General features: G+C 41.8%; 21 protein-coding genes. 14 read left to right on the forward strand and 7 right to left on the reverse strand.

Annotated features, from left to right (window positions below; translation table 11 throughout):
• Positions 1–137 precede the first annotated feature (137 nt).
• The 4 genes from E5N72_RS08030 to E5N72_RS08045 all read left to right on the forward strand — a co-directional run bounded on the left by E5N72_RS08030 (position 138) and on the right by E5N72_RS08045 (position 3,366).
• Positions 138–428, forward strand: a complete 291-nt coding sequence (locus E5N72_RS08030; protein ID WP_175580427.1) for an HU family DNA-binding protein — start codon at positions 138–140, stop codon at positions 426–428.
• A gap of 197 nt (positions 429–625) precedes the next feature.
• Complete coding sequence (ppiD, locus tag E5N72_RS08035) at positions 626–2,527, forward strand: peptidylprolyl isomerase (RefSeq protein WP_135923986.1); 1,902 nt, start codon at positions 626–628, stop codon at positions 2,525–2,527.
• A 96-nt stretch (positions 2,528–2,623) separates the two neighbouring features.
• Positions 2,624–3,022: a GNAT family N-acetyltransferase gene (locus tag E5N72_RS08040; protein ID WP_135923987.1), complete on the forward strand. Its 399-nt coding sequence runs from the start codon at positions 2,624–2,626 to the stop codon at positions 3,020–3,022.
• Positions 3,019–3,366 carry a cupin domain-containing protein gene (locus E5N72_RS08045; RefSeq protein WP_135923988.1) on the forward strand — a complete coding sequence of 116 codons (348 nt, stop codon included), beginning with the start codon at positions 3,019–3,021 and terminating at the stop codon, positions 3,364–3,366. Before E5N72_RS08040 ends, E5N72_RS08045 begins: the two co-directional genes overlap by 4 nt.
• A 96-nt stretch (positions 3,367–3,462) precedes the next feature.
• Here E5N72_RS08045 and E5N72_RS08050 read toward each other — a convergent pair whose 3' ends face one another.
• Genes E5N72_RS08050 through pspF form a run of 6 tightly spaced genes read right to left on the reverse strand, consistent with a single transcriptional unit; the run spans position 3,463 to position 9,832 of the window.
• Entirely contained in the window at positions 3,463–4,224 is a 762-nt protein-coding gene (locus E5N72_RS08050) for an ATP-binding cassette domain-containing protein (RefSeq protein ID WP_135923989.1), read from the reverse strand.
• Positions 4,224–5,216, reverse strand: coding sequence for an oligopeptide/dipeptide ABC transporter ATP-binding protein (locus E5N72_RS08055; protein ID WP_135923990.1), 993 nt, complete (start codon positions 5,214–5,216; stop codon positions 4,224–4,226). Before E5N72_RS08055 ends, E5N72_RS08050 begins: the two co-directional genes overlap by 1 nt.
• A 2-nt stretch (positions 5,217–5,218) precedes the next feature.
• The gene (locus E5N72_RS08060) at positions 5,219–6,112 is read right to left on the reverse strand and encodes an ABC transporter permease subunit (RefSeq protein WP_135923991.1); all 894 of its coding nucleotides are present in this window, start codon (positions 6,110–6,112) and stop codon (positions 5,219–5,221) included.
• The gene (locus tag E5N72_RS08065) at positions 6,099–7,133 is read right to left on the reverse strand and encodes an ABC transporter permease (protein ID WP_135923992.1); all 1,035 of its coding nucleotides are present in this window, start codon (positions 7,131–7,133) and stop codon (positions 6,099–6,101) included. The genes E5N72_RS08060 and E5N72_RS08065 overlap by 14 nt, the downstream gene beginning before the upstream one ends.
• Entirely contained in the window at positions 7,133–8,710 is a 1,578-nt protein-coding gene (locus E5N72_RS08070; RefSeq protein WP_235382079.1) for an ABC transporter substrate-binding protein, read from the reverse strand. The genes E5N72_RS08065 and E5N72_RS08070 overlap by 1 nt, the downstream gene beginning before the upstream one ends.
• Positions 8,711–8,755: 45 nt before the next feature.
• Positions 8,756–9,832, reverse strand: coding sequence for a phage shock protein operon transcriptional activator (gene pspF, locus E5N72_RS08075; protein WP_135923994.1), 1,077 nt, complete (start codon positions 9,830–9,832; stop codon positions 8,756–8,758).
• A gap of 188 nt (positions 9,833–10,020) precedes the next feature.
• Here pspF and pspA point away from each other — a divergent pair, with 188 nt between their 5' ends.
• The 10 genes from pspA (at position 10,021) to E5N72_RS08125 (ending at position 18,049) form a co-directional block, all read left to right on the forward strand.
• Positions 10,021–10,683: a phage shock protein PspA gene (pspA, locus tag E5N72_RS08080; protein WP_135923995.1), complete on the forward strand. Its 663-nt coding sequence runs from the start codon at positions 10,021–10,023 to the stop codon at positions 10,681–10,683.
• Between the two features lie 57 nt (positions 10,684–10,740).
• On the forward strand, positions 10,741–10,974 hold the full coding sequence (pspB, locus tag E5N72_RS08085; RefSeq protein ID WP_036969793.1) for an envelope stress response membrane protein PspB: 234 nt from the start codon (positions 10,741–10,743) through the stop codon (positions 10,972–10,974).
• A complete protein-coding gene (gene pspC / locus E5N72_RS08090; protein ID WP_135923996.1) occupies positions 10,971–11,372 on the forward strand; it encodes an envelope stress response membrane protein PspC in 402 nt (133 codons plus the stop codon). Before pspB ends, pspC begins: the two co-directional genes overlap by 4 nt.
• 62 nt (positions 11,373–11,434) lie before the next feature.
• Positions 11,435–12,847, forward strand: coding sequence for a YcjX family protein (locus tag E5N72_RS08095; RefSeq protein WP_135923997.1), 1,413 nt, complete (start codon positions 11,435–11,437; stop codon positions 12,845–12,847).
• On the forward strand, positions 12,844–13,878 hold the full coding sequence (locus E5N72_RS08100; protein WP_135923998.1) for a TIGR01620 family protein: 1,035 nt from the start codon (positions 12,844–12,846) through the stop codon (positions 13,876–13,878). The genes E5N72_RS08095 and E5N72_RS08100 overlap by 4 nt, the downstream gene beginning before the upstream one ends.
• A 134-nt stretch (positions 13,879–14,012) precedes the next feature.
• Positions 14,013–15,194, forward strand: a complete 1,182-nt coding sequence (megL, locus tag E5N72_RS08105; protein WP_135923999.1) for a methionine gamma-lyase — start codon at positions 14,013–14,015, stop codon at positions 15,192–15,194.
• Positions 15,195–15,420: 226 nt separating this feature from the next.
• Complete coding sequence (phhA, locus tag E5N72_RS08110) at positions 15,421–16,218, forward strand: phenylalanine 4-monooxygenase (protein ID WP_054553132.1); 798 nt, start codon at positions 15,421–15,423, stop codon at positions 16,216–16,218.
• A 9-nt stretch (positions 16,219–16,227) separates the two neighbouring features.
• Complete coding sequence (locus tag E5N72_RS08115) at positions 16,228–16,572, forward strand: 4a-hydroxytetrahydrobiopterin dehydratase (RefSeq protein WP_036969771.1); 345 nt, start codon at positions 16,228–16,230, stop codon at positions 16,570–16,572.
• Positions 16,573–16,850: 278 nt separating this feature from the next.
• Entirely contained in the window at positions 16,851–17,360 is a 510-nt protein-coding gene (locus E5N72_RS08120; protein ID WP_135924000.1) for a DUF6795 domain-containing protein, read from the forward strand.
• 119 nt (positions 17,361–17,479) lie between these two features.
• Positions 17,480–18,049: a hypothetical protein gene (locus E5N72_RS08125; protein ID WP_135924001.1), complete on the forward strand. Its 570-nt coding sequence runs from the start codon at positions 17,480–17,482 to the stop codon at positions 18,047–18,049.
• 91 nt (positions 18,050–18,140) lie between these two features.
• On the opposite strand, the gene E5N72_RS08130 is transcribed toward E5N72_RS08125, so the two are convergent.
• On the reverse strand, positions 18,141–19,217 hold the full coding sequence (locus E5N72_RS08130) for an efflux RND transporter periplasmic adaptor subunit (protein ID WP_135926256.1): 1,077 nt from the start codon (positions 19,215–19,217) through the stop codon (positions 18,141–18,143).
• Position 19,218: the final 1 nt, after the last annotated feature.

Genomic DNA, 19,218 nt, shown 5'->3' on the forward strand with positions numbered 1-19,218 from the left:
CACTAGTTTTCAAGCCTAGGCCTTATGTGGCCTAGGGTTGAGAAAAATATAATAAACTGAGCATAAATTTAATTTGCTTATAAATTTTCAAAACAGTGATGTTATTTTTTAAAAAATAATCGCTCTTGATAATAACAATGAAAGAGGATGATATTGTGAATAAATCTCAATTAATCGATCAAATCGCAGCTGACGCTGACATTTCTAAAGCGGCTGCAGGTCGTGCACTAGATTCATTCATCGAGGCTGTTTCAGGCGCTCTTAAAGATGGCGACTCAGTGGCGCTTGTTGGCTTTGGTACTTTCTCAGTACGTGAGCGTGCAGCACGTTCAGGTCGTAACCCGCAAACTGGTGAGACTATCCAGATTGCTGCGGCAAATATCCCTTCTTTCAAAGCAGGTAAAGCGCTGAAAGACGCAGTAAACTAATCAATAAGATTAGTTGGTGAGGATACCTAAGGACACTTAAATAGAATTTAGGTAACTTATCACCAGTTACTTCAAGTGAAAAAGCGTATCTGGTAAGATACGCTTTTTTTACATGAGCAGGGTTGATATCAATCAGCAATCATCCTTGATTATGCTAATTGGTATATTTTGTACCTGATCAGAATAGAGATAGATAAATGCTTGAGAAAATCAGAGAAGGTTCGCAGGGACCTGCAGCCAAAATTATTTTAGGCGCGGTGATTTTATCTTTTGCTTTAGCTGGGATTGGTGGTTATTTAGGACAAACCACAGAGCAACCCGTTGCAGAAGTAAATGGAGTTAAAATTAGCCAAACCGAGTTCAGCCGTGCTTACCAAAATGAACGCAATCGTTTAGAGCAACAGTTTGGTGAATACTTTGCACAAATCGCAGCTGATCCAAATTACATGGCACAAATTCGCCAAGGCGTGATTGACCGCTTAGTACAACAAGAATTGCAAACTCAACTAGCGGCAGAGTTAGGCCTTCGTGTAAGTGATGAGAGTGTTCGTAAAGCTATTTTAGAAATGCCTTACTTCCAAGTTGGCGGCCAATTTAGCAACGATCGTTACTTACAAGTTATTCGTCAGATGAACTTCCAGCCAGACGCTTTCCGAGAGTACTTACGTAAAGACATGACTCGCAGCCAACTTGTTGGTGCAGTTGCTGGTACTGACTTTATTCTTGAAAACGAATTAAATAATACTGTAGCGCTTCAACAGCAAACTCGTAGTATTGACTATTTAGTTGTGTCAAAAGAATCATTACAAGCGGGTATTGAAGTAACAGAGCAAGAAATTGCAGATTACTATGAATTAAATCAACCGCAATTTTTAGCGCCTGAACAAGTATCTGTCAGCTATATTGATTTAAATGCTGCAAACTTAACGTTGGATTCAAGTGTTTCAGAAGAAGATATCAAAGCATACTACGATCAAAACAGCGCACAATATATTGAGCCTGAAAAGCGTCGTGTATCACACATCTTAATTGATAACAGTGAAGACGATGATGCAGCAAAAGCGAAAGCTGAAGAGCTATTAGCACAACTGCAAAACGGTGCTGATTTTGCTGAGCTAGCTGAATCATCTTCGGATGACGTTGTGAGTGCTGAAATGGGCGGTGATCTTGATTGGATCGAACGTGACATGATGGACCCAGCTTTTGAAGATGCAACGTATGCACTTGAGAACAAAGGTGACATTTCTGACGTTGTTGAATCAGAATTCGGCTATCACATCATCAAGCTCACTGATATTCAAAATCAGCAAGTTAAACCGTATGCTGACGTAAAAGATGAGCTTCGTGCTGAACTTGAACGTACTAAGAAAGTGAATGCGTTTTATGAAAAGCAAACTCAAATGGGAGAAATTGCTTTTGAAATTTCTGATACATTAACAGACGCTGCAGACGCAGCCGGTGTTGAAGTACAGAAAACAGAACTTGTGACACGTAACTCATTACCAGAGCCTTTAAATAACCCGCAAGTTGTTACTGCAATTTTCTCTCCTGAAGTGTTAGAAGATCGTATGAACTCAGAGGTTATTGAAGTGGGTGATGAGCACGCTGTTGTTGTTCGTGTAAACGACCATAAACCAGCAACGACTAAGCCACTTGAAGATGTATCAGAGCAAATTAAAGCAACACTGGTTGCACAGAAAGCCTCTGAACTTGCTAAAGAAAAAGCACGTACTTTATTTGCAGATATCGAAGCAGGTAAGAGCTTAAATGATGTTGCTACTGCCGAAGGTATTGAAGTGCGTCAAGAGTCTGCACTTGCTCGTCAAGCGTATACTGTGTCTCCGGCAATTGTACAGCAAGTATTTAAAATGCCGCATCCTCAGGATACGCCAGTGGTAGATGTTGTTGATCTGAATAATGGTGACTCTGCTATCGTTGCTTTAAAAGCAGTGAATGAAGCACAAAGCACCGATATTAACGAACAACAAAAACAAAACATCACTATGGCTCAAGTGAATAAAAACTACATGGTATTCATTGCTGCACTTAAAGCGCAAGCAGATGTAAAAGTACCAAAAGTTGTACAAGCTGCTGAATAAGTAGCAAAATGACTTAAATAAAAGGCGCCTTATGGCGCCTTTTTTGTTAACTTTTCAGGTAATTCTAACTCGTGAATAGGTATCAAAGGAGCATTTATGGAGTATCGCCTAATAGAGCAGTTACCAAGTGCGGAAGAATACTGTGCAATGCGCCTTAAGGCCGGCTTATCAGCTCGTTCATTAGCTGCGGCGAAAGCAGGGCTGCCAAACTCTCTTTATGTTATTTGTGTTCGCAAAGACGATGAGTTGATTGGCATGGGCCGTGTTATTGGTGATGGTGGTTGTAATTTTGAGGTAGTTGATATTGCTGTATCACCTGAATATCAAGGTAAAGGGCTAGGGCGTCAAATTATGGAACATGTAGACCGTTACATTGAAGCTGCCGCTTTTGAAGGCAGCTATGTCACTATGGTCGCTGACAAACCAGGTTTTTACGAAAAGCTTGGCTACAAGTTTGTCGCACCACAAAGCCAAGGGATGTATAAAAAGTTTTGAGCACTATAGATAAACAAACAGCAGAGCACTACAAGTGGGGTAACAATTGCGACGGTTGGCATTTGGTAAAATCTAATGCGCTGAGTGTTATTCAAGAGCATGTCCCAGCAGGTGAGGCTGAAGTAAAACACTACCATGAGCATGCAGAACAATTTTTCTTCGTACTTAGTGGTTGTGCCACCATTGAACTTGATGGCCAATTACACAAACTCACTGCGCAACAAGGTTTGCATGTAAGTGCTGGCCGAGCTCATCAGCTAAGTAATCAAGGTACTGAACCACTGCATTTTATTGTTACATCTACACCACCAAGCCATGGTGATAGAATTGATGTAAAGCAGTAAGGGGAAAGAGTAAAGTTAATAGAGATATCAACATACTCGCGAAGGGGGGCGTTTAACGCCGAATTAAATTTAAAGTTGACGGCTGACACTTCAATGTCAGCAGTTCAACAATTTCTGTGTTACTTTAGATTGTGGGTCTTGGAAAATTGCTTCGGTTTGGCCGTATTCAACAATCTCGCCGTGATCAAGTACTACGAGCTGGTCGCTGATGTGGCGCACCAGACTTAGATGATGGGTAATAAGCACATAGCTAAGTCCAGTATCTTTTTGTAGGCGTAGTAATAAGTTTACCGTTTGTGCGCGCACAGAAGGGTCTAGAGACGATAACGCTTCATCAAGCACTACAACCTTGGGATCTAAAATTAAAGCCCGTGCAAGTGCTATACGTTGCAATTGGCCACTACTAAACATGTGTGGGTAATAATGTTGATGATCTAACAGCAAGCCCACTTTTGCGAGGGTTTGTTTTATTTTTTCTTCTCGCTCATCTTTGTTTAAATCAGTGTTGTACTGTAAACAATCGTTCAGCATGTCGCCGATAGTTAAACCCGGATTTAATGACGCCTCAGAATCTTGGAAAATCAAGCGAATGTGGCGGCAGTCGTTATCACGTATACCATCATTTTCTATAATATTACCATCGAGCAATATCTGTCCTTTATCGGCACTGTCAGCGCCCGCTAATAACTTTGCAAGAGTACTTTTGCCTGAGCCGGTTTCACCGATAATAGCAATGGTCTCACCTTGGCTTAAGCAAAACGAAATATCTTTTAAAACAGAAAAGCGTTTTCGAGCAAACAAACCTGCTCGCAAGTTAAAACTTTTCGATAACGCTTGAACTTTTAGCAGCGGTTGCATTATTTCATCGCCTTAATTAACGGAAAATGACAGGCATAACTGTGACTATGGTGTTTAGTTAATTTTGGTGTAACCACACACTCTTTTTGCGCTTGCGGACAGCGCGGCCCTAATCGGCAGCCTATTGGTAAATGCTGCAATGTAGGTATTGTGCCTTTAAGCGCATAAAAAGGTTCTTTATGAGCAAGGCCTTGTTCGTAGTCAGGTAAGCTTTTTAATAGCGCTTGTGTATAGGGGTGATGTGGCTGGCTAAAAATACGGTTCGTCGGGCCTGCTTCAACCATTTGTCCGCAGTACAAAACATGCATACCGTGAGACCACTCAATAATCTCTTCAAGTTCGTGTGAGATCATCAAAATCGACATATTCTTTAGCTGATTCAAGCTTTTTAATAGTCTAAATACTTGCGCACGCGTGGTGCTCTCAAGGGCGGTAGTTGGCTCATCGGCAATCAATAGTTTTGGGGTACGCGCAATGGCCATGGCAATCATCACTTTTTGACAAATACCTTCAGAGAGCTCATGAGGGTAGCTGTCGAGTACCTTTTTATGATCTTTAATACCTACCTTGTGGATTAACGCTTTTACTCTGTCTTTACGCTGTTTATTACGTTTTAAGAAAAAGCCACTGGTCGCTTGTGTAGGTAAAGTTTCGGCAATTTGGTCAAATATTTTAGCAGTTGGGTCAAGGCAGCGGCTTGGATCTTGGTAAATCATTGCAATGTCTTGACCAACTAGTTTACGGCGCTGTTCGTTTGATAAACGCATTAAGTCAACACCACGCCAGTGCATGCGATCAGCCGTAATATGCCAACGTTTATTTAGTACGCCGACGATAGCTTTAGCGATGAGACTTTTACCTGAACCTGATTCACCAACTAATGCGTGTACTTCACCTTCTTTTAAGGTCAAACTGACCCTATCAACCGCACGAATAACGGTATCTGAGGTGCGTAACTCTATCGTTAGATTGCGAATGTCGAGTAATTGCATAGTTAGTCGGCCTTACGTTCTTTAAGCACTTGGCGTAACCCATCACCCACTAAATTGGTAGACAGTACCGCTAAAAATAATAATACGCCCGGTAAGCCTACAGTCCAAGGGGCAAGGTAAATTAAACCAAGGTTTTCTGCCAAAATTGCTCCCCACTCAGTAGTGGGTGGCTGTGCCCCCAGTTTTAAAAAGCCAAGTGCCGAGATATCCAAGATGGCTGTAGAGAGCGCCATGGTAAAAATAACCACAATGTGTTCGTAAATGTTCGGAAAGATCCCACGAGCAAGAATATGCCAGTTTGAAGCGCCATCAAGTTTAAACGCTGTAATGTAGTCTTTGTTGAGTTCTTCAACAATCAAATTACGTACCGAATGAATAAACTGTGGCAATAAGGCTAAAATAATCGCCCAAACGGTATTCATCAGGCCAGGGCCTAAAATTGCAATAATAATGATGGCTAGTAACAGCGATGGAATTGATAAGGTAATATCGAGTAAGTGGTTCAAAAAGCTTGAGCGAATACCACGGCTGATACCCGCAAAGGTGCCCACTAACACGCCAATCACAGTAGTAATTAAGGCCGCAACAACCGACAAACCAAAAGTGTAGGTTGCGCCATTCATTAGTCGTGAGAGTACATCCCGGCCTAAATCATCGGTACCTAATAAAAAGCGCACATCGCCGGCGTCATGCCATGAGGGAGGCAGCAATAGGGCGTCGCTATGTTGTTGATTTACACCATATGGCGCAAGTAATGGTGCTGAAATCGCCAGTAGTGCAAAAGCAATAAACAGCCATAAGCCAACAAGGGCTGGGTGATTATTTTTGAATTTCCGCCAAAATCGCGCTAGTGGCGATTTATTCGACTCTTCAGAGAATAAATTAAACTTTGCCATGAGCTTGATTCCGCGAGAGTGGGTCGAAAAGGGTATAGGTTAACTCGGCAACGATAGTTGCTAAAATTACAAACATAGACACAGCCAACAACCCACCTTGAATTGCGGGGTAATCACGTTGATAAATGCTGTCTATTAACCAACGACCAATGCCCGGCCATGAGAAAATAACTTCGGTGATCATTGCAAGGGTGATCAAAGTACTAAACTGTAAACCGATTTGTTTGATAACCGGTAAAAGAGCATTACGAAGCGCATGGTGGAGGATTAATTGTGCACGGTTTAAGCCTTTTGCACGGGCTGTTTTAATGTAGCTTTGATCTAAAACTTTAAGCATAGAGTCACGGGTAAAGCGCACCAGTACGGTGGTTGGGTACATTGCAAGGACAATTGTTGGCAGTGTTAGATGATGTAGCGCATCTAAAAATGCCATGCCGTGATAGGGAAAGTCAGTCGCAATAATATCAATAAGAATAAAGCCAGTAACCGGCTCTATTTCGTAAAGTAAGCCCATGCGACCAGACATAGGAAACCAGCCTAGTTGCAGTGAAAAAACCATGATTAATAGCAGCGCGAGCCAAAACACTGGCATCGAATAGCCAATAAGCGTGCCAGAGTTAATCAGTTTATCAGGCCAACGCTTGTAGTAGGCTGATGCTATAATACCGCTTGGCACACCAACGGCCACAGATACAAATAACGCATAAAGGCTTAATTCAAGTGTGGCAGGAAATAGGTCTTTTATGTGTTGGAAAACACTCTCTCCAGATGCAAAAGAGACACCCCAATCGCCCTGAATAATTCGCTCTAAGAATGCAAAATACTGCACCACATAGTTTTCAGTAAAATGAAACCTTTCTTCAAGCGCATTAGTTTGTGAAAAGGTACTGTTTGTAATACCACTTAAGTTAGTAAGGGCATCACCGGGAAATAAAAAACTTAATGAAAACGTAAAGACGCTCAGAGTCAGCATCATAAACATTAATAGCGCTAGGCGGCGAAGAATATAATCGAGTATCATTATTCTTTCCTCGCATTAGCCAGTGATATACCGCCAAACGGGCTTAAATTGATACCTTTAACATCGCTACTTGCAGCTTGAAAGCGCATACCATGGGCTATCGGTAAAATAGGAAGTTCTTGCACGATAATACGCTGTGCCTGATTATAAAATTGCTTACGCTTTTCCAAATCAGTGGTATCAAGCGCTTGGGTCAGTAATAAATCGAATTCAGGGTTACACCAGTTAGCTGGGTTTTTACCGCTAAAGGTAGCAGTACAACTTAATAATGGACTCATAAAGTTATCAGGGTCAGGAGTGTCGGCAGCCCAGCCCAGTAAAACGCTGTCGTGGCGGTGTTCACCAACCCGTTGTAAAAAAGTATTCCACTCGTACTCGACGATATTAACGTTCACACCAATTTTGCGTAAATCGCTTTGCATTAGCTCTGCCATTTTACGAGCGTTGGGATTATAAATACGGCTTACCGGCATGGCCCAAATATTCATATCAAAGCCATTTTTATAGCCAGCTTCGGCGAGTAATGTTTTGGCAAGTGCAGGGTTAAATTCAGGCATGGCTTTTTGCGCTTCAAATGCCCAAGAGGCCGGAGGCAGTAATGACTGCGCCTTAATGCCGTTGCCGTAATAAACCGCTTGCATTATTTTGTCGATATCGATGGCACTGGCCAGAGCTTGACGAACGCGTACGTCATCAAAAGGTGGTCGCTCAGTGTTAAAGGCCCAATAACCAATATTTAAGTTTTGCTCTTTTTGAACAGTGATGTCGTCTCGCTGCGATAAAATACTCAACTGTGCACTGCTTGGGTGCGCAGTTACATCGCATTCTTTAGTGAGCATTTTCGCAACCCGTGTTGTGCCGTTTGGTGTTATGTCATACACCAATTGCTCAAGTACTACTGGGTGTTTCCAATAATCGGGATGACGATAATAGCGAATTAGACGATCGCGACGATACTCTTTGTATACATAAGGGCCGGTACCCACTGGGTATTGGTCAAATAAGTTTTCTTGGTTTCGTGCTTTAAGCTGCATGGCGTATTCTTCAGATAACACCACGGCAAAATCGGTTGCAAGATTGGCTAAAAAGCTGCTTTCAGCATTATAGAGCTCAAACCGTACTTGATAATCAGAAACACGGACTATGCGACGAATTAGCTGATCAATACCCACACTTTGAAAATAAGGGTAACTGGCATCGCCAACAAAGTGATAAGGGTTGTATACGTCAAATAGGCGACTGAAGGTAAAAATAACGTCGTCAGCATTAAACTCCCGAGTAGGAGTGAAGTATTTTGTAGTATGAAACTTTACCCCTTTACGAAGTGTAAAGGTAATGGCTTTACCATCAGGACTAATTTTCCAATCACTTGCCAACTCAGGCTGAAACTCAGCGGTGACAGGATCAATACTCAGCAAGCGGTCATACAACTGATTAGCGATAATATCGATAGTCGAACCTGTCGTTGTAACTTGCGGATTAAACGACACAGGGTTTGCTTCAGCGCAATAGACTAAGCCCTGGTTTTTTTGTTCTGTGGTTTTTTCTTCGCTGTCTAGGCAGCCGACTAAGCACACCAAAGACAAAGCAAGTAACGGTTTAAACACCTGATTAGCCTCTAACTATTGCTGCTGATCTAATAAATTGTATTTTTTCAAATAGCCACGTAATTGATGATACGTTAATTCTAAGTGTTCTGCAGTTTTCTTTTGATTAAATTGGCTATGTTCGAGTGCTTTTTTGATCACATCTATCTCAAAGTCATTTGATAGCTGTTTTAAATTACAAGGAAATTGAATTTCAGGTTTATTCAGTGTCACCGTTTCTTGATTTTGAACTGTAGCAATAGGGGCAGCATGTTCGACACTAGCAACTGGAGCACTTGCAACTGCAGCTTTAACCCGTTGTTTAGGTCTAAATTTACTCGCGAATGGGTCTAAAATAATCTGGTGAACGGGAATATGTTCATTACCATGGCGATATAAGCTACGTTCAACCACATTCTTCAACTCACGGATATTACCGGGCCACTCATAAGATTGCAGTGTTTCGATGGCGCTACGAGTAAAGCCACTGAATAGCTCCCATTCAAGGTCACGAGCCATATTAATTGCAAATTGTTCTGCCAATAGCATGATATCTTCTTGGCGTTCACGAAGTGGAGGCAAGGTAATAACATCAAAGGCAAGACGGTCAAGTAAGTCGCTTCTAAATTCGCCTTGTTCAGCAAGGGTTGGTAAGTCTTCATTGGTGGCACACACTAAACGAGTATCTACTTTAACCGTTTGCTTACCACCAACGCGTTCAAATTCGCCATATTCAATAACGCGTAGAAGTTTTTCTTGCACCATTGCAGAGGTATTGGCTAATTCATCAAGGAATAGCGTACCGCCGTTAGCACGCTCAAAGCGGCCTTCGTGACGTTTGCTAGCACCGGTAAACGCGCCGCTTTCATGACCAAATAATTCGCTTTCGAGCAGGTTTTCGTTAAGCGCTGCACAGTTAAGCTTTATATAGTTTTGATCCCAACGCTTAGATAAAAAGTGCAAACGGGCAGCAATAAGTTCTTTACCCGTACCGCGCTCACCAATAATAAGGACAGGCTTTTCTAAACTTGCTAGTTGTGAAACTTGATCAAGCACACTTAAAAAACTGTCAGATTGGCCGAGTAAGTTATCCTGTTGTCGAAATTGGCTCATATTCCCTAACTCTTAGTCATTTTTACTAAGATCTAGTGTATTTCATTATCTTTGAGAACTAAAGAAATTTATAAATTTAGTTTAACTATTTGAATTTATTTGGTTATTCTAGGTTTATAAAAGTTGGCAAGCATATTGATACTAGATATACCAACTGATTAAGTTAAAACACCAAAGAGGTAAATGTTATGGGAATTTTTTCACGTTTTGCAGACATCGTTAATTCTAATATCAATGCCATCTTAGATAAAGCAGAAGACCCAGAAAAAATGGTTCGCCTGATCATCCAAGAGATGGAAGATACATTAGTAGAAGTTCGCTCTACATCAGCAAAAACACTTGCTGAGAAAAAAGAGCTAGTACGTCGCGTTGACACGTTAAAAGTTCAAGTTGCAGATTGGCAAGAAAAAGCTGAATTAGCACTCAGTAAAGACCGTGATGATTTAGCACGTGCAGCACTGATTGAAAAGCAAAAGTCAGCAGATGCAGTTGCAGCAGTTGAAACTGAGCTTGAACATGTAGAGTCTCATATCGAGAAACTACAGCAAGAAGTAAGCACGTTACAAGAGAAGCTAGCTGATGCAAAAGCGCGTCAAAAAGCAATCATCCTACGCCAACGCTCTGCTGAGTCTCGTCTTGAAGTTAAAAAAGCACTCGACAGCTCAAAAGTCGAAGACGCTTTAAACCGCTTCGAACGTTACGAAAACAAGATCGATGGTCTAGAATCACAAATAGAGTCTTATGATCTTGGTAAAAAATCATTAGCTGACGAAATTGCTGGTCTTCAGCAAGACGAAAAGATTGATGATGAGCTAGCTGAGCTTAAGAAAAAACTAGCAGATAAAAAATAATAAATGGGGGCGTGTCCCCCAATGCTTAAACACATGACGGATTGACAGGAGAGTAGCATGTTTGATGCAGAAGTTTTGATGGCACCCATTATCGTTTTTATGGTGGTTGTTGCCCCACTTTGGTTAATTTTACATTACCGTAGTAAAAAGCAAGTTAGCCAAGGTTTAAGTGAACATGAGCACCGCCAATTATTAGAGCTTGCACAAAAAGCAGACAAAATGGCAGAGCGTGTTGAAACCTTAGAAGCCTTATTAGACCAAGAGGCTCCACAGTGGAGACGTAAAGTATGAGTACCAAACGCGAATTATTTAGAGACCCTGAGCGTGGCAAAATAGCAGGTGTATGCGCAGGTATCAGCGATTACTTTAACATGGAGCTTTGGCTGGTACGTATTTTAGTGGTGACAGCAGTACTATTATCAGGCGGCCCGTTTATTGTTGTTGCTTATATCGCAGCGTGGTTTATTTTAGATAAAAAACCAACTGAAAAAACAGTGAAAAGCGCAGATAGCATTCACCAAGACCCGCTTGAAGTAAAATTTAAAGTATGGCAAAAAGGGGAACCACCTCGCCGTGCATTGCAAGACTTAAAAGATCGTCTTGCTCGAGTTGATGGTCGTTTACAAGAGATGGAACGCTATGTCACATCAACAGAATTTACGGTTAGCCGTGAAATCAACAAACTTTAAAGGATATAAACGCACCTTGTTTGCATCGTGATACCCAGCGCAAATAAGGTGCCAGACACTTTATGAGCCAATCATTTGCAAAGAACACCTTTAATTCGTTAAAAAATAAAGCGGAAAAAGCCCTTCATCGTAGTTTAGACCAACACGTGAAGTTAGCCGTCACGGGGTTAAGTGGCAGTGGCAAAACCGCGTTTATTACAGCCTTAGTTAAACACCTAACAAGTCAAGCTGACGAAAAAAACTTACCTTTTTTTGATGTGATGCGCGAAAAGCGTCATATCGCTACAAAAATTGTGCCGCAGCAAGCACTGACAATACCGACATTTGAATATAACAATGCATTATCGGCGTTGTTACCTGTTGAAGGTGAGCCAACATGGCCTGCCTCTACCGAGCGCATAAATACGCTACGTTTAGCAATTAAGTACCAAAGTAACTCGGGGCTACGTGGTCACTTCGCACCGCAATCAACACTTTATTTAGACATCATAGATTACCCAGGTGAATGGCTACTTGATTTACCAATGCTAGAGCAATCATTTGCTGATTGGTGTGAGTCACAATACTCACTGTTGCAGCAAACAGCCCGTAACGAAAAGGCTAAGCCATTTTTAACAGCCCTTGCTGAACTTGATTTATCAGCCAGTGTTGATGAAAGTAAACTTGCTGATGTTGCTTCGCTCTATCAGCAGCTATTGCTCGGCCTTAAAAAAGACACCAAACTTGCCATGTTACAACCTGGTCGCATGCTGATGCCCGGTGAGCTAAAAGGCGCGCCGTTATTACAGTTTTTCCCGGTTGCGAATGTGCCTGACGATATAAGCGAAGGGTCAAATCTAGCGCATCTTAAAAAGCGCTATAAGGCCTATGTAAAAGAGGTTGTAAAACCTTTTTACGAGAAGCATTTTCGTCATTTTGACCGACAAATTGTGCTGGTGGATGTGCTCAGTGCCTTGAATGAAGGTAGCGAAACGCTGCATGAGCAAAGTCGTGTTATTAACCAGTTGCTGGCGCACTTTAATTATGGTGAAGCAAGCTTCTTTAAACGTTTGTTTAAACCAAACATCGACAAGCTACTGTTTGCGGCCAATAAGTCAGATCATATTAGTGCTCAGTATCACAAAGATTTAGCGCTATTGCTTGATTCAATCGTGCATGACCAAACGAATCACTTAAAGTTCGAAGGCGTGCAAATCGAAACCATGGCAATGTCATCTATCTGCGCTACAGAGCCGCGCCAAGTGGCTGAAAAAGGCCAGCAGTTAGCCTGTATTTATGGCAAACCTTTGGGCGAGCAAGAATGGCTAACGTATTTACCGCCGCAGCCACCATCACGCCTTCTCAACAAACAAGAGTGGCCAAAACAAGGCTTTGAGTTCTTATCGTTTTCGCCACTACCATGCCCTGATAAACGGTTAAAGCATATTCGTTTAGATCATGTCATGCAGTACCTGATAGGAGATAAACTAACATGAGTGAGCAACCAAAGGAGATGAACTTTCAGGCTGGTCGTCGTATTTCAAGCTCTGCAAGTAACGAAGCTACAGCAGAGGAGTTAACTGTTGCTAAAGTCATAGAAAACGCCGAATTTATCGATACTGAAGAAGATCAGCAAGGTAGCATTGAGCTTGAGCCTGTGTATAAAAAGTCGAAATGGCAAACCCTAAAGGGGGTGTTTGTTGTTAGCTTTTTAGCGTTAGTGTTACTTGAGTTTGCGATGTCACTATTTGTGACGTTTCAGCAATCAATTATTTTAGGCTCGGTGTATTTAACGGCAGTTCTTAGTGGTGTACTACTAATTGCTCGTGTTATTTGGCGCGAGTACCGCATGTTAAGAAGTTTAAAGCGTAATCAATTGCATCGTACCGAGGCCGACCGTTTACTCAATAGCGAGCAAGTAGGTGAAGCACTGCCGTGGCTTGAAAAGCTTAATAAACATCAGGAGCTTACAGGGTTTGAAGAGTTTAAGCAGCAAATAGCAAGTCACCATACCGATAAAGAAATCATGACCTTATACGCCGATAGTTTATTGGTAAGCCAAGATCAGCAAGCGAAAAAACTGATTAACCGTTTTGCCACTGAGTCTGGCTTATTGGTGGCGCTAAGCCCACTGGCTTTAGTCGATATGATGGCGGTGCTATGGCGTGGCACTAAGCTCATTGAGCAAATTGGCCGTATTTACGGTATTGGTTTTGGTTATGCAAGCCGTATTAAATTGTATCGCTTATTAGTGAAACAGGTACTGTTTGTTGGTAGTGCAGAGTTAGTCTCAGATTTAGCAGCAACGGCACTAAGCGCTGAATTACTGGGGAAATTGTCGGGCCGTGCAGCGCAAGGGCTAAGTGCAGGTATTTTTACTGCGCGTATAGGGTATAAAGCGATGGAGCTTAGCCGCCCGTTACCTCGTTTAGAGCATAAGCGCAGTTTGCTGAAAGAAACCGCCAATAGTATTGCCCGTAAAATTGCCTCACGCACGGGTGACAAAGAGACCGAAAATACAAAATGACAACTTTTGTGTACAGTTAATAAAAACAGCTGAGTGATATTTAGCCATCTGAGCATCCGGCATGCTTGTGCATTGTGGGTATCTACGTTTTATTTATGAGTATGAAGTACTGATAATAAAAACGAGAACACACAATGACTAAGCATCACTTACATACACAATGTATTCATGGTCCAGAAAAACCAAACGATCCTCACGGCGCACTGAGTGCGCCACTTTACCAAACCTCTACCTTCTCCTTTGCTAATGCCGCCCAAGGTGCAGCCCGATTTGCCGGTGAAGAGCAGGGCTTTATTTATACCCGTTTAGGTAACCCAACAACGCAAGAGCTAGAGCAAAAAGTGGCTCAGTTAGAAAACTGTGAAGCAGCGGCTGCCACAGCGACCGGTATGGGAGCCGTGTCTGCGTCTGTGCTTAGCTTTTTACAACAAGGTGACCACCTAGTCGCATCAAGTGCGTTATACGGTTGTACTTTTGCATTTTTTGCTCACATGTTGCCGCGCTTTGGTATCGAAGTCACTTTCGTTGATATGACCAATGAAGCTGAACTTCGCGGTGCGGTTAAAGCCAATTCAAAAATGATTTTTGCAGAAACGCCAATTAATCCGACCATGGCGGTGCTTGATCTAAGTTTAATTGCTGATGTTGCCAAGCAGCATCAATTGATAAGCGTTATCGACAATACCTTCTTAACGCCTCTGCTACAGCAACCGACCTCGTTTGGTATTGATATTGTGGTGCATAGCGCAACTAAATACCTAAATGGCCATGGTGATGTGGTAGCTGGGCTTGTGTGTGGCACAGAGGAGCATATCAACCTAATCAAAATGACGGTGCTAAAAGATATTGGTGCAACGATTAGCCCTCATGATGCATGGTTAATTAATCGCGGTTTAAAAACCCTTGCTGTGCGCATGGAGCGTCACTGTGCGAGTGCCCAAATAGTTGCTGAATATTTAGAGCAACACCCGCTAGTAAGCCAAGTTTATTATCCAGGACTTAAATCACATCCGGGTCATAAATTTATTGGCTCGCAGATGAAAGCGGCTGGAGGTGTTATTGCCTTTGAAATTAAAGGCAGCCTAGAAGATGGCGAAACATTCATAAATAACACCCAGCTTTGCACTCTGGCGGTCAGTTTAGGGGATGCTGAAACCCTCATTCAACATCCTGCATCGATGACACATTCGCCTTATACACCAGAAGAAAGAGCAGCAGCTGGGATAAGTGATGGTCTAATTCGACTATCAGTTGGTCTAGAGGATGTTAACGACATTATTAACGATCTTAAAACTGCATTTACATTCATTGGTTAGGTTGTAATTTTAAGTTTACGGTTTTGCTTGCCTTAATACCTTTAAAAACGGGGTGTGTAAACTTTTAGATCCTTTGGTGTAATTTAATCTTTACGTTGGGGCTGTTTCTGCAAACCTTAGAAACAGCCAAAACTATTAAAATTTAGCTTACTTTTACATAGTATCGTCTTAACAAGTTAATGAGATTCTGATCAATGCTGATCAAGATTTAACGAAGAAGGTTATTATGGCTAAAGCAAGTAATTACACCTCCAAGCAACCTGATGAAAATGGGGTTATCCATTGGAGCGAAGAAGAAAATAAAATATGGTCTGAGCTAGTTGCTCGCCAACTCGCTTGCATAGAAGGTAAAGCCTGTGATGAATATTTAGCAGGTCTTAAGAAAATTAATTTACCAACAGATCGTATTCCACAACTTAGTGAACTCAACGAAGTGCTACTCGAAACAACGGGCTGGCAAGTCGCGCCTGTTCCAGCACTGATTGATTTTGATGAGTTCTTTCGATTATTAGCAAACAAGCAGTTCCCTGTTGCGACCTTTATTCGCAGTCGTGAAGAGTTTGACTATTTACAAGAGCCAGATATCTTCCACGAGATTTTTGGCCATTGTGCGATGCTTACCAACCCAGCATTTGCTGAGTTTACGCACAAATATGGTCAGTTAGGTTATGCCGCTGAAAAGAAAGATCGTGTTTATTTAGCGCGCCTGTACTGGTTTACTGTTGAGTTTGGTTTAATGCAAACCGAACAGGGTCTGCGTATTTATGGTGGTGGTATTTTATCAAGCCCAGGCGAAACACAGTATGTGTACTCAGATAAGCCTGAAATCAATGCGATGAATGTGCTAGATGTATTACGTACACCTTATCGTATTGATATTATGCAGCCTGTGTACTACACCATAAACTCAATCAATGACTTATTTGATATTTCACAAATGGATATCATGTCGCTGGTGAGTAAAGCAAAAGAATTAGGGCTACATGAGCCAAAGTTTCCTCCTAAAGAAAAATTAGCAAGTTAAGGATTTATAATGTCTTCATTAAGCACACAAAAGTGTGAAGCGTGTCGTGCGGATGCGCCAAAAGTTTCTGATGCTGAATTAGCAGAATTGATCAAAATGATCCCAGATTGGGTTCCTGAAGTGCGCGACGGCATTATGCAATTAGAGCGTGTTTACAAGTTTAAAAACTTCAAGCAAGCACTTGAGTTCACTAATAAAGTGGGCGATATGGCTGAAGAAGAAGGTCACCACCCAGGTCTGTTAACCGAGTGGGGCAAAGTAACTGTTACTTGGTGGAGCCACTCTATCAAAGGGTTACACAAAAATGATTTTATCTGTGCTGCTAAAACAGACGATGTATTCGCTGCACTGTAAATTTTAAGTTCTGCCCAGAACGATAAAAGGCGTAACCTCAGGTTGCGCCTTTTTGCTTTTTTAGTTCTGATTTCAGCACCCTACTTGAAGGGACTTCATAAAAAGGCTAGCATGAACCTTATATAGGTAAATACTAGGGAAGGTGGTTTATCGTTTATTCCTCTAAGGTTGTAGAAAGCACTCAAACCCAGAGCTTTTATTTTTTACGCCATATCATATTATCAGCTTATATTTGCCTTTATCTTTTACTTTTACTAAAGCCACTTGAGGTACAAGCTATGTTTGGTCGATTTAAATTGCATACTGTAGAAATGTCGCCGGAGGTATCAGGTCGAATAACTGATGGGGGTAAGCCATTATCAGGTGTGCAAGTAGCAAGAAGCCTAGCATATGATGGGTACAAAGATGGTAAAGAACAACTAGAGCATACATTTACAAATGAAAATGGTGAGTTTTCGTTTACAAAAATGGTAATCAAATCTCGTAAGCCAGGCAGTATCTTTGGACAGAACATGCCAGTATTACAAGCAATTTATGTTGAGCGCGACGATAAGTTATATCAACTATGGTATACGAGTAAGATATGGGAACCAGTTAAGCCGTTAAGTGATTTGTTAATAAGATTGAATGCAGATCTTCAAAATAAAGAAATACACCATGAGGTTGATACAAGAAGTTTTGGTGGTATGCGCTTTCAAGTCGTTCTATCTATATGCTATTTCCAAGATAGCCTCATAACATCATTTTATAATAATCAAGAGATATCTTCTTATGCAGATATTGATTAATTTTAAGTTCTGCCCAGAACGATAAAAGGCGTAACCTCAGGTTGCGCCTTTTTGCTTTTTTAGAGCCCAAGAATTAACATTAGGCACTTATCTATGCAAGAACACTAGAAAAGTAAAGAATGAAAAACAAAGCGCTTATTCTGCCATTCCTACTCATTTTACTGCCCTTAATTGATAGCTTGTTTATCCCGCAAACATTTGGCATTCAATGGCATAGCCCTAAGCTGATGTATCAAGTAGGCGTGGCGCTGATGATTATAAAGCTCACTATGGTTGCCATTGGGCTTTGGTTATTACTTAAAGCAAAGCGCCTTTATATGGAAGCCAGTAAATCGACCCGTATTATTAAGTTTGCAGTCTTTTTACTCGGCGGTTTACAAGTGGTGATGATGACAGCAATATGCTTTTGGTATTTGGTGGCGGGCACGCAAGCGAAACACTTTATGCTGCAAGACAACATTGCTGTATTTACCGCTGATTATGGTGTATTTGCCCCGGTACATCATGAATTCTCATTTATATGCTTTGATGCCAATGGTTTTTACCACCTGCAACCAATTGCCCAGCTACCTTGGCTCGGAACCTTTACGTTTACTAGCCAAGATTCACGTTTAATCATTCAACATAAAAACCAAAGCGGCGCGAATACTCAAGAAATTTCATTAAAAGGGTATGGTTGTTTGCAATAAAGTGAAGAGGTATTGATCTTTGAAATAGTTATAACTGCCAGCTCACGACATATTCATTTGCTGGCAGTCTATTACTTACATAGCTAACTAGTTATTGCTTTACCTGAACTTCGACTTCTTGCCCGGTTTGTAGTTGCTCGGCGCCGCGTACTGCGACTTTATCGCCCGCATTTAAGGTGATGTTAGAAGTCGGGGTGACTTCAACCAGTTTATCTTTACCATTACCGACTTTTACTGGAATTTGCAGGGCTTTGTTGTCGTTGTCGATTTTGACGATATGGGTGCCTTTTTTGCGTAAGATCAGCGCATCGCGATTCACCAGTAGTACATCCCCTTTGCTTTTTAGTGGCACGGCTACATCCACCAGTTGGCCAATTGCCCATGTTTGCTCGGCATCATTTGGAAGTAAGGCACGTACTTCTACGGTTTGTGAACGCGGATCGGTTGATGGGATCACCGCTGTTACAATGGCTGTTGTCATATCAGGGGCTGATAAGTCGCCGGCTTGAATCGGTAACTCTATGCCTTTGTGTAAAAACTTTAAGTATTTAACAGGCACGTACAAACGCACTTCTAAGTTATTAATATCGAGCAGGGTGATCAGTTCATCAGCACGATTTATTTCGCGACCAGCGCGTTTAAAACGCTCACTGATCACGCCATCAAATGGAGCGCGCACGGTTGCACGCGAAAGTTGATCGTCTATCACTTTTAATTCAACCTTAGCCAGTGCGATATCAGATAACGCAAGGTCATGCTTATTTTGCATATCATCGACTTGGCTTGCTGCGGCACTGCTGGCTTTGGCGAGCTTTTGTAAACGAGCGAGCTCTTGTTGATATAAGCGTAGGTTTATTTTGGCGCGGTTGAGCATTTCTTGCTGGCGTGCTTTTTCAAGTTCAAGCGGTAAGGTGTCCATACGAACTAGGGTGTCGCCACTTTTAACCAGAGTGCCTGGCTCAACAACATATAATAAACGGCCGCTAACGCCTGCTGTTAGGGTTACATCATCTTTGCCATACAAAGTGCCGCTAACTTCAATTTCGCTTGTCAGCGGAGCTTGTGTGACGGTTTCTACTGTAACAGGTACGACTGCAAAGGCGTTAAATGCGATAAGACTGAATAACGCACAAAAGCGAGCGGTTAATTTACGAAAAGGTGTGTTCATT

Source organism: Pseudoalteromonas sp. MEBiC 03607, assembly GCF_004792295.1.
Taxonomy (GTDB): Bacteria; Pseudomonadota; Gammaproteobacteria; order Enterobacterales; family Alteromonadaceae; genus Pseudoalteromonas; species Pseudoalteromonas lipolytica_C.

Coding starts and splice junctions, on each gene's coding strand:
- pspA (WP_135923995.1), top strand. CDS start 10,021: ATGGGAATTTTTTCACGTTTTGCAGACATCGTTAATTCTAATATCAAT.
- megL (WP_135923999.1), top strand. CDS start 14,013: ATGACTAAGCATCACTTACATACACAATGTATTCATGGTCCAGAAAAA.
- pspB (WP_036969793.1), top strand. CDS start 10,741: ATGTTTGATGCAGAAGTTTTGATGGCACCCATTATCGTTTTTATGGTG.
- E5N72_RS08095 (WP_135923997.1), top strand. CDS start 11,435: ATGAGCCAATCATTTGCAAAGAACACCTTTAATTCGTTAAAAAATAAA.
- phhA (WP_054553132.1), top strand. CDS start 15,421: ATGGCTAAAGCAAGTAATTACACCTCCAAGCAACCTGATGAAAATGGG.
- E5N72_RS08055 (WP_135923990.1), bottom strand. CDS start 5,216: ATGCAATTACTCGACATTCGCAATCTAACGATAGAGTTACGCACCTCA.
- E5N72_RS08115 (WP_036969771.1), top strand. CDS start 16,228: ATGTCTTCATTAAGCACACAAAAGTGTGAAGCGTGTCGTGCGGATGCG.
- E5N72_RS08120 (WP_135924000.1), top strand. CDS start 16,851: ATGTTTGGTCGATTTAAATTGCATACTGTAGAAATGTCGCCGGAGGTA.
- E5N72_RS08100 (WP_135923998.1), top strand. CDS start 12,844: ATGAGTGAGCAACCAAAGGAGATGAACTTTCAGGCTGGTCGTCGTATT.
- E5N72_RS08050 (WP_135923989.1), bottom strand. CDS start 4,224: ATGCAACCGCTGCTAAAAGTTCAAGCGTTATCGAAAAGTTTTAACTTG.
- ppiD (WP_135923986.1), top strand. CDS start 626: ATGCTTGAGAAAATCAGAGAAGGTTCGCAGGGACCTGCAGCCAAAATT.
- E5N72_RS08060 (WP_135923991.1), bottom strand. CDS start 6,112: ATGGCAAAGTTTAATTTATTCTCTGAAGAGTCGAATAAATCGCCACTA.
- pspF (WP_135923994.1), bottom strand. CDS start 9,832: ATGAGCCAATTTCGACAACAGGATAACTTACTCGGCCAATCTGACAGT.
- E5N72_RS08040 (WP_135923987.1), top strand. CDS start 2,624: ATGGAGTATCGCCTAATAGAGCAGTTACCAAGTGCGGAAGAATACTGT.
- pspC (WP_135923996.1), top strand. CDS start 10,971: ATGAGTACCAAACGCGAATTATTTAGAGACCCTGAGCGTGGCAAAATA.
- E5N72_RS08030 (WP_175580427.1), top strand. CDS start 138: ATGAAAGAGGATGATATTGTGAATAAATCTCAATTAATCGATCAAATC.
- E5N72_RS08065 (WP_135923992.1), bottom strand. CDS start 7,133: ATGATACTCGATTATATTCTTCGCCGCCTAGCGCTATTAATGTTTATG.
- E5N72_RS08130 (WP_135926256.1), bottom strand. CDS start 19,217: ATGAACACACCTTTTCGTAAATTAACCGCTCGCTTTTGTGCGTTATTC.
- E5N72_RS08125 (WP_135924001.1), top strand. CDS start 17,480: ATGAAAAACAAAGCGCTTATTCTGCCATTCCTACTCATTTTACTGCCC.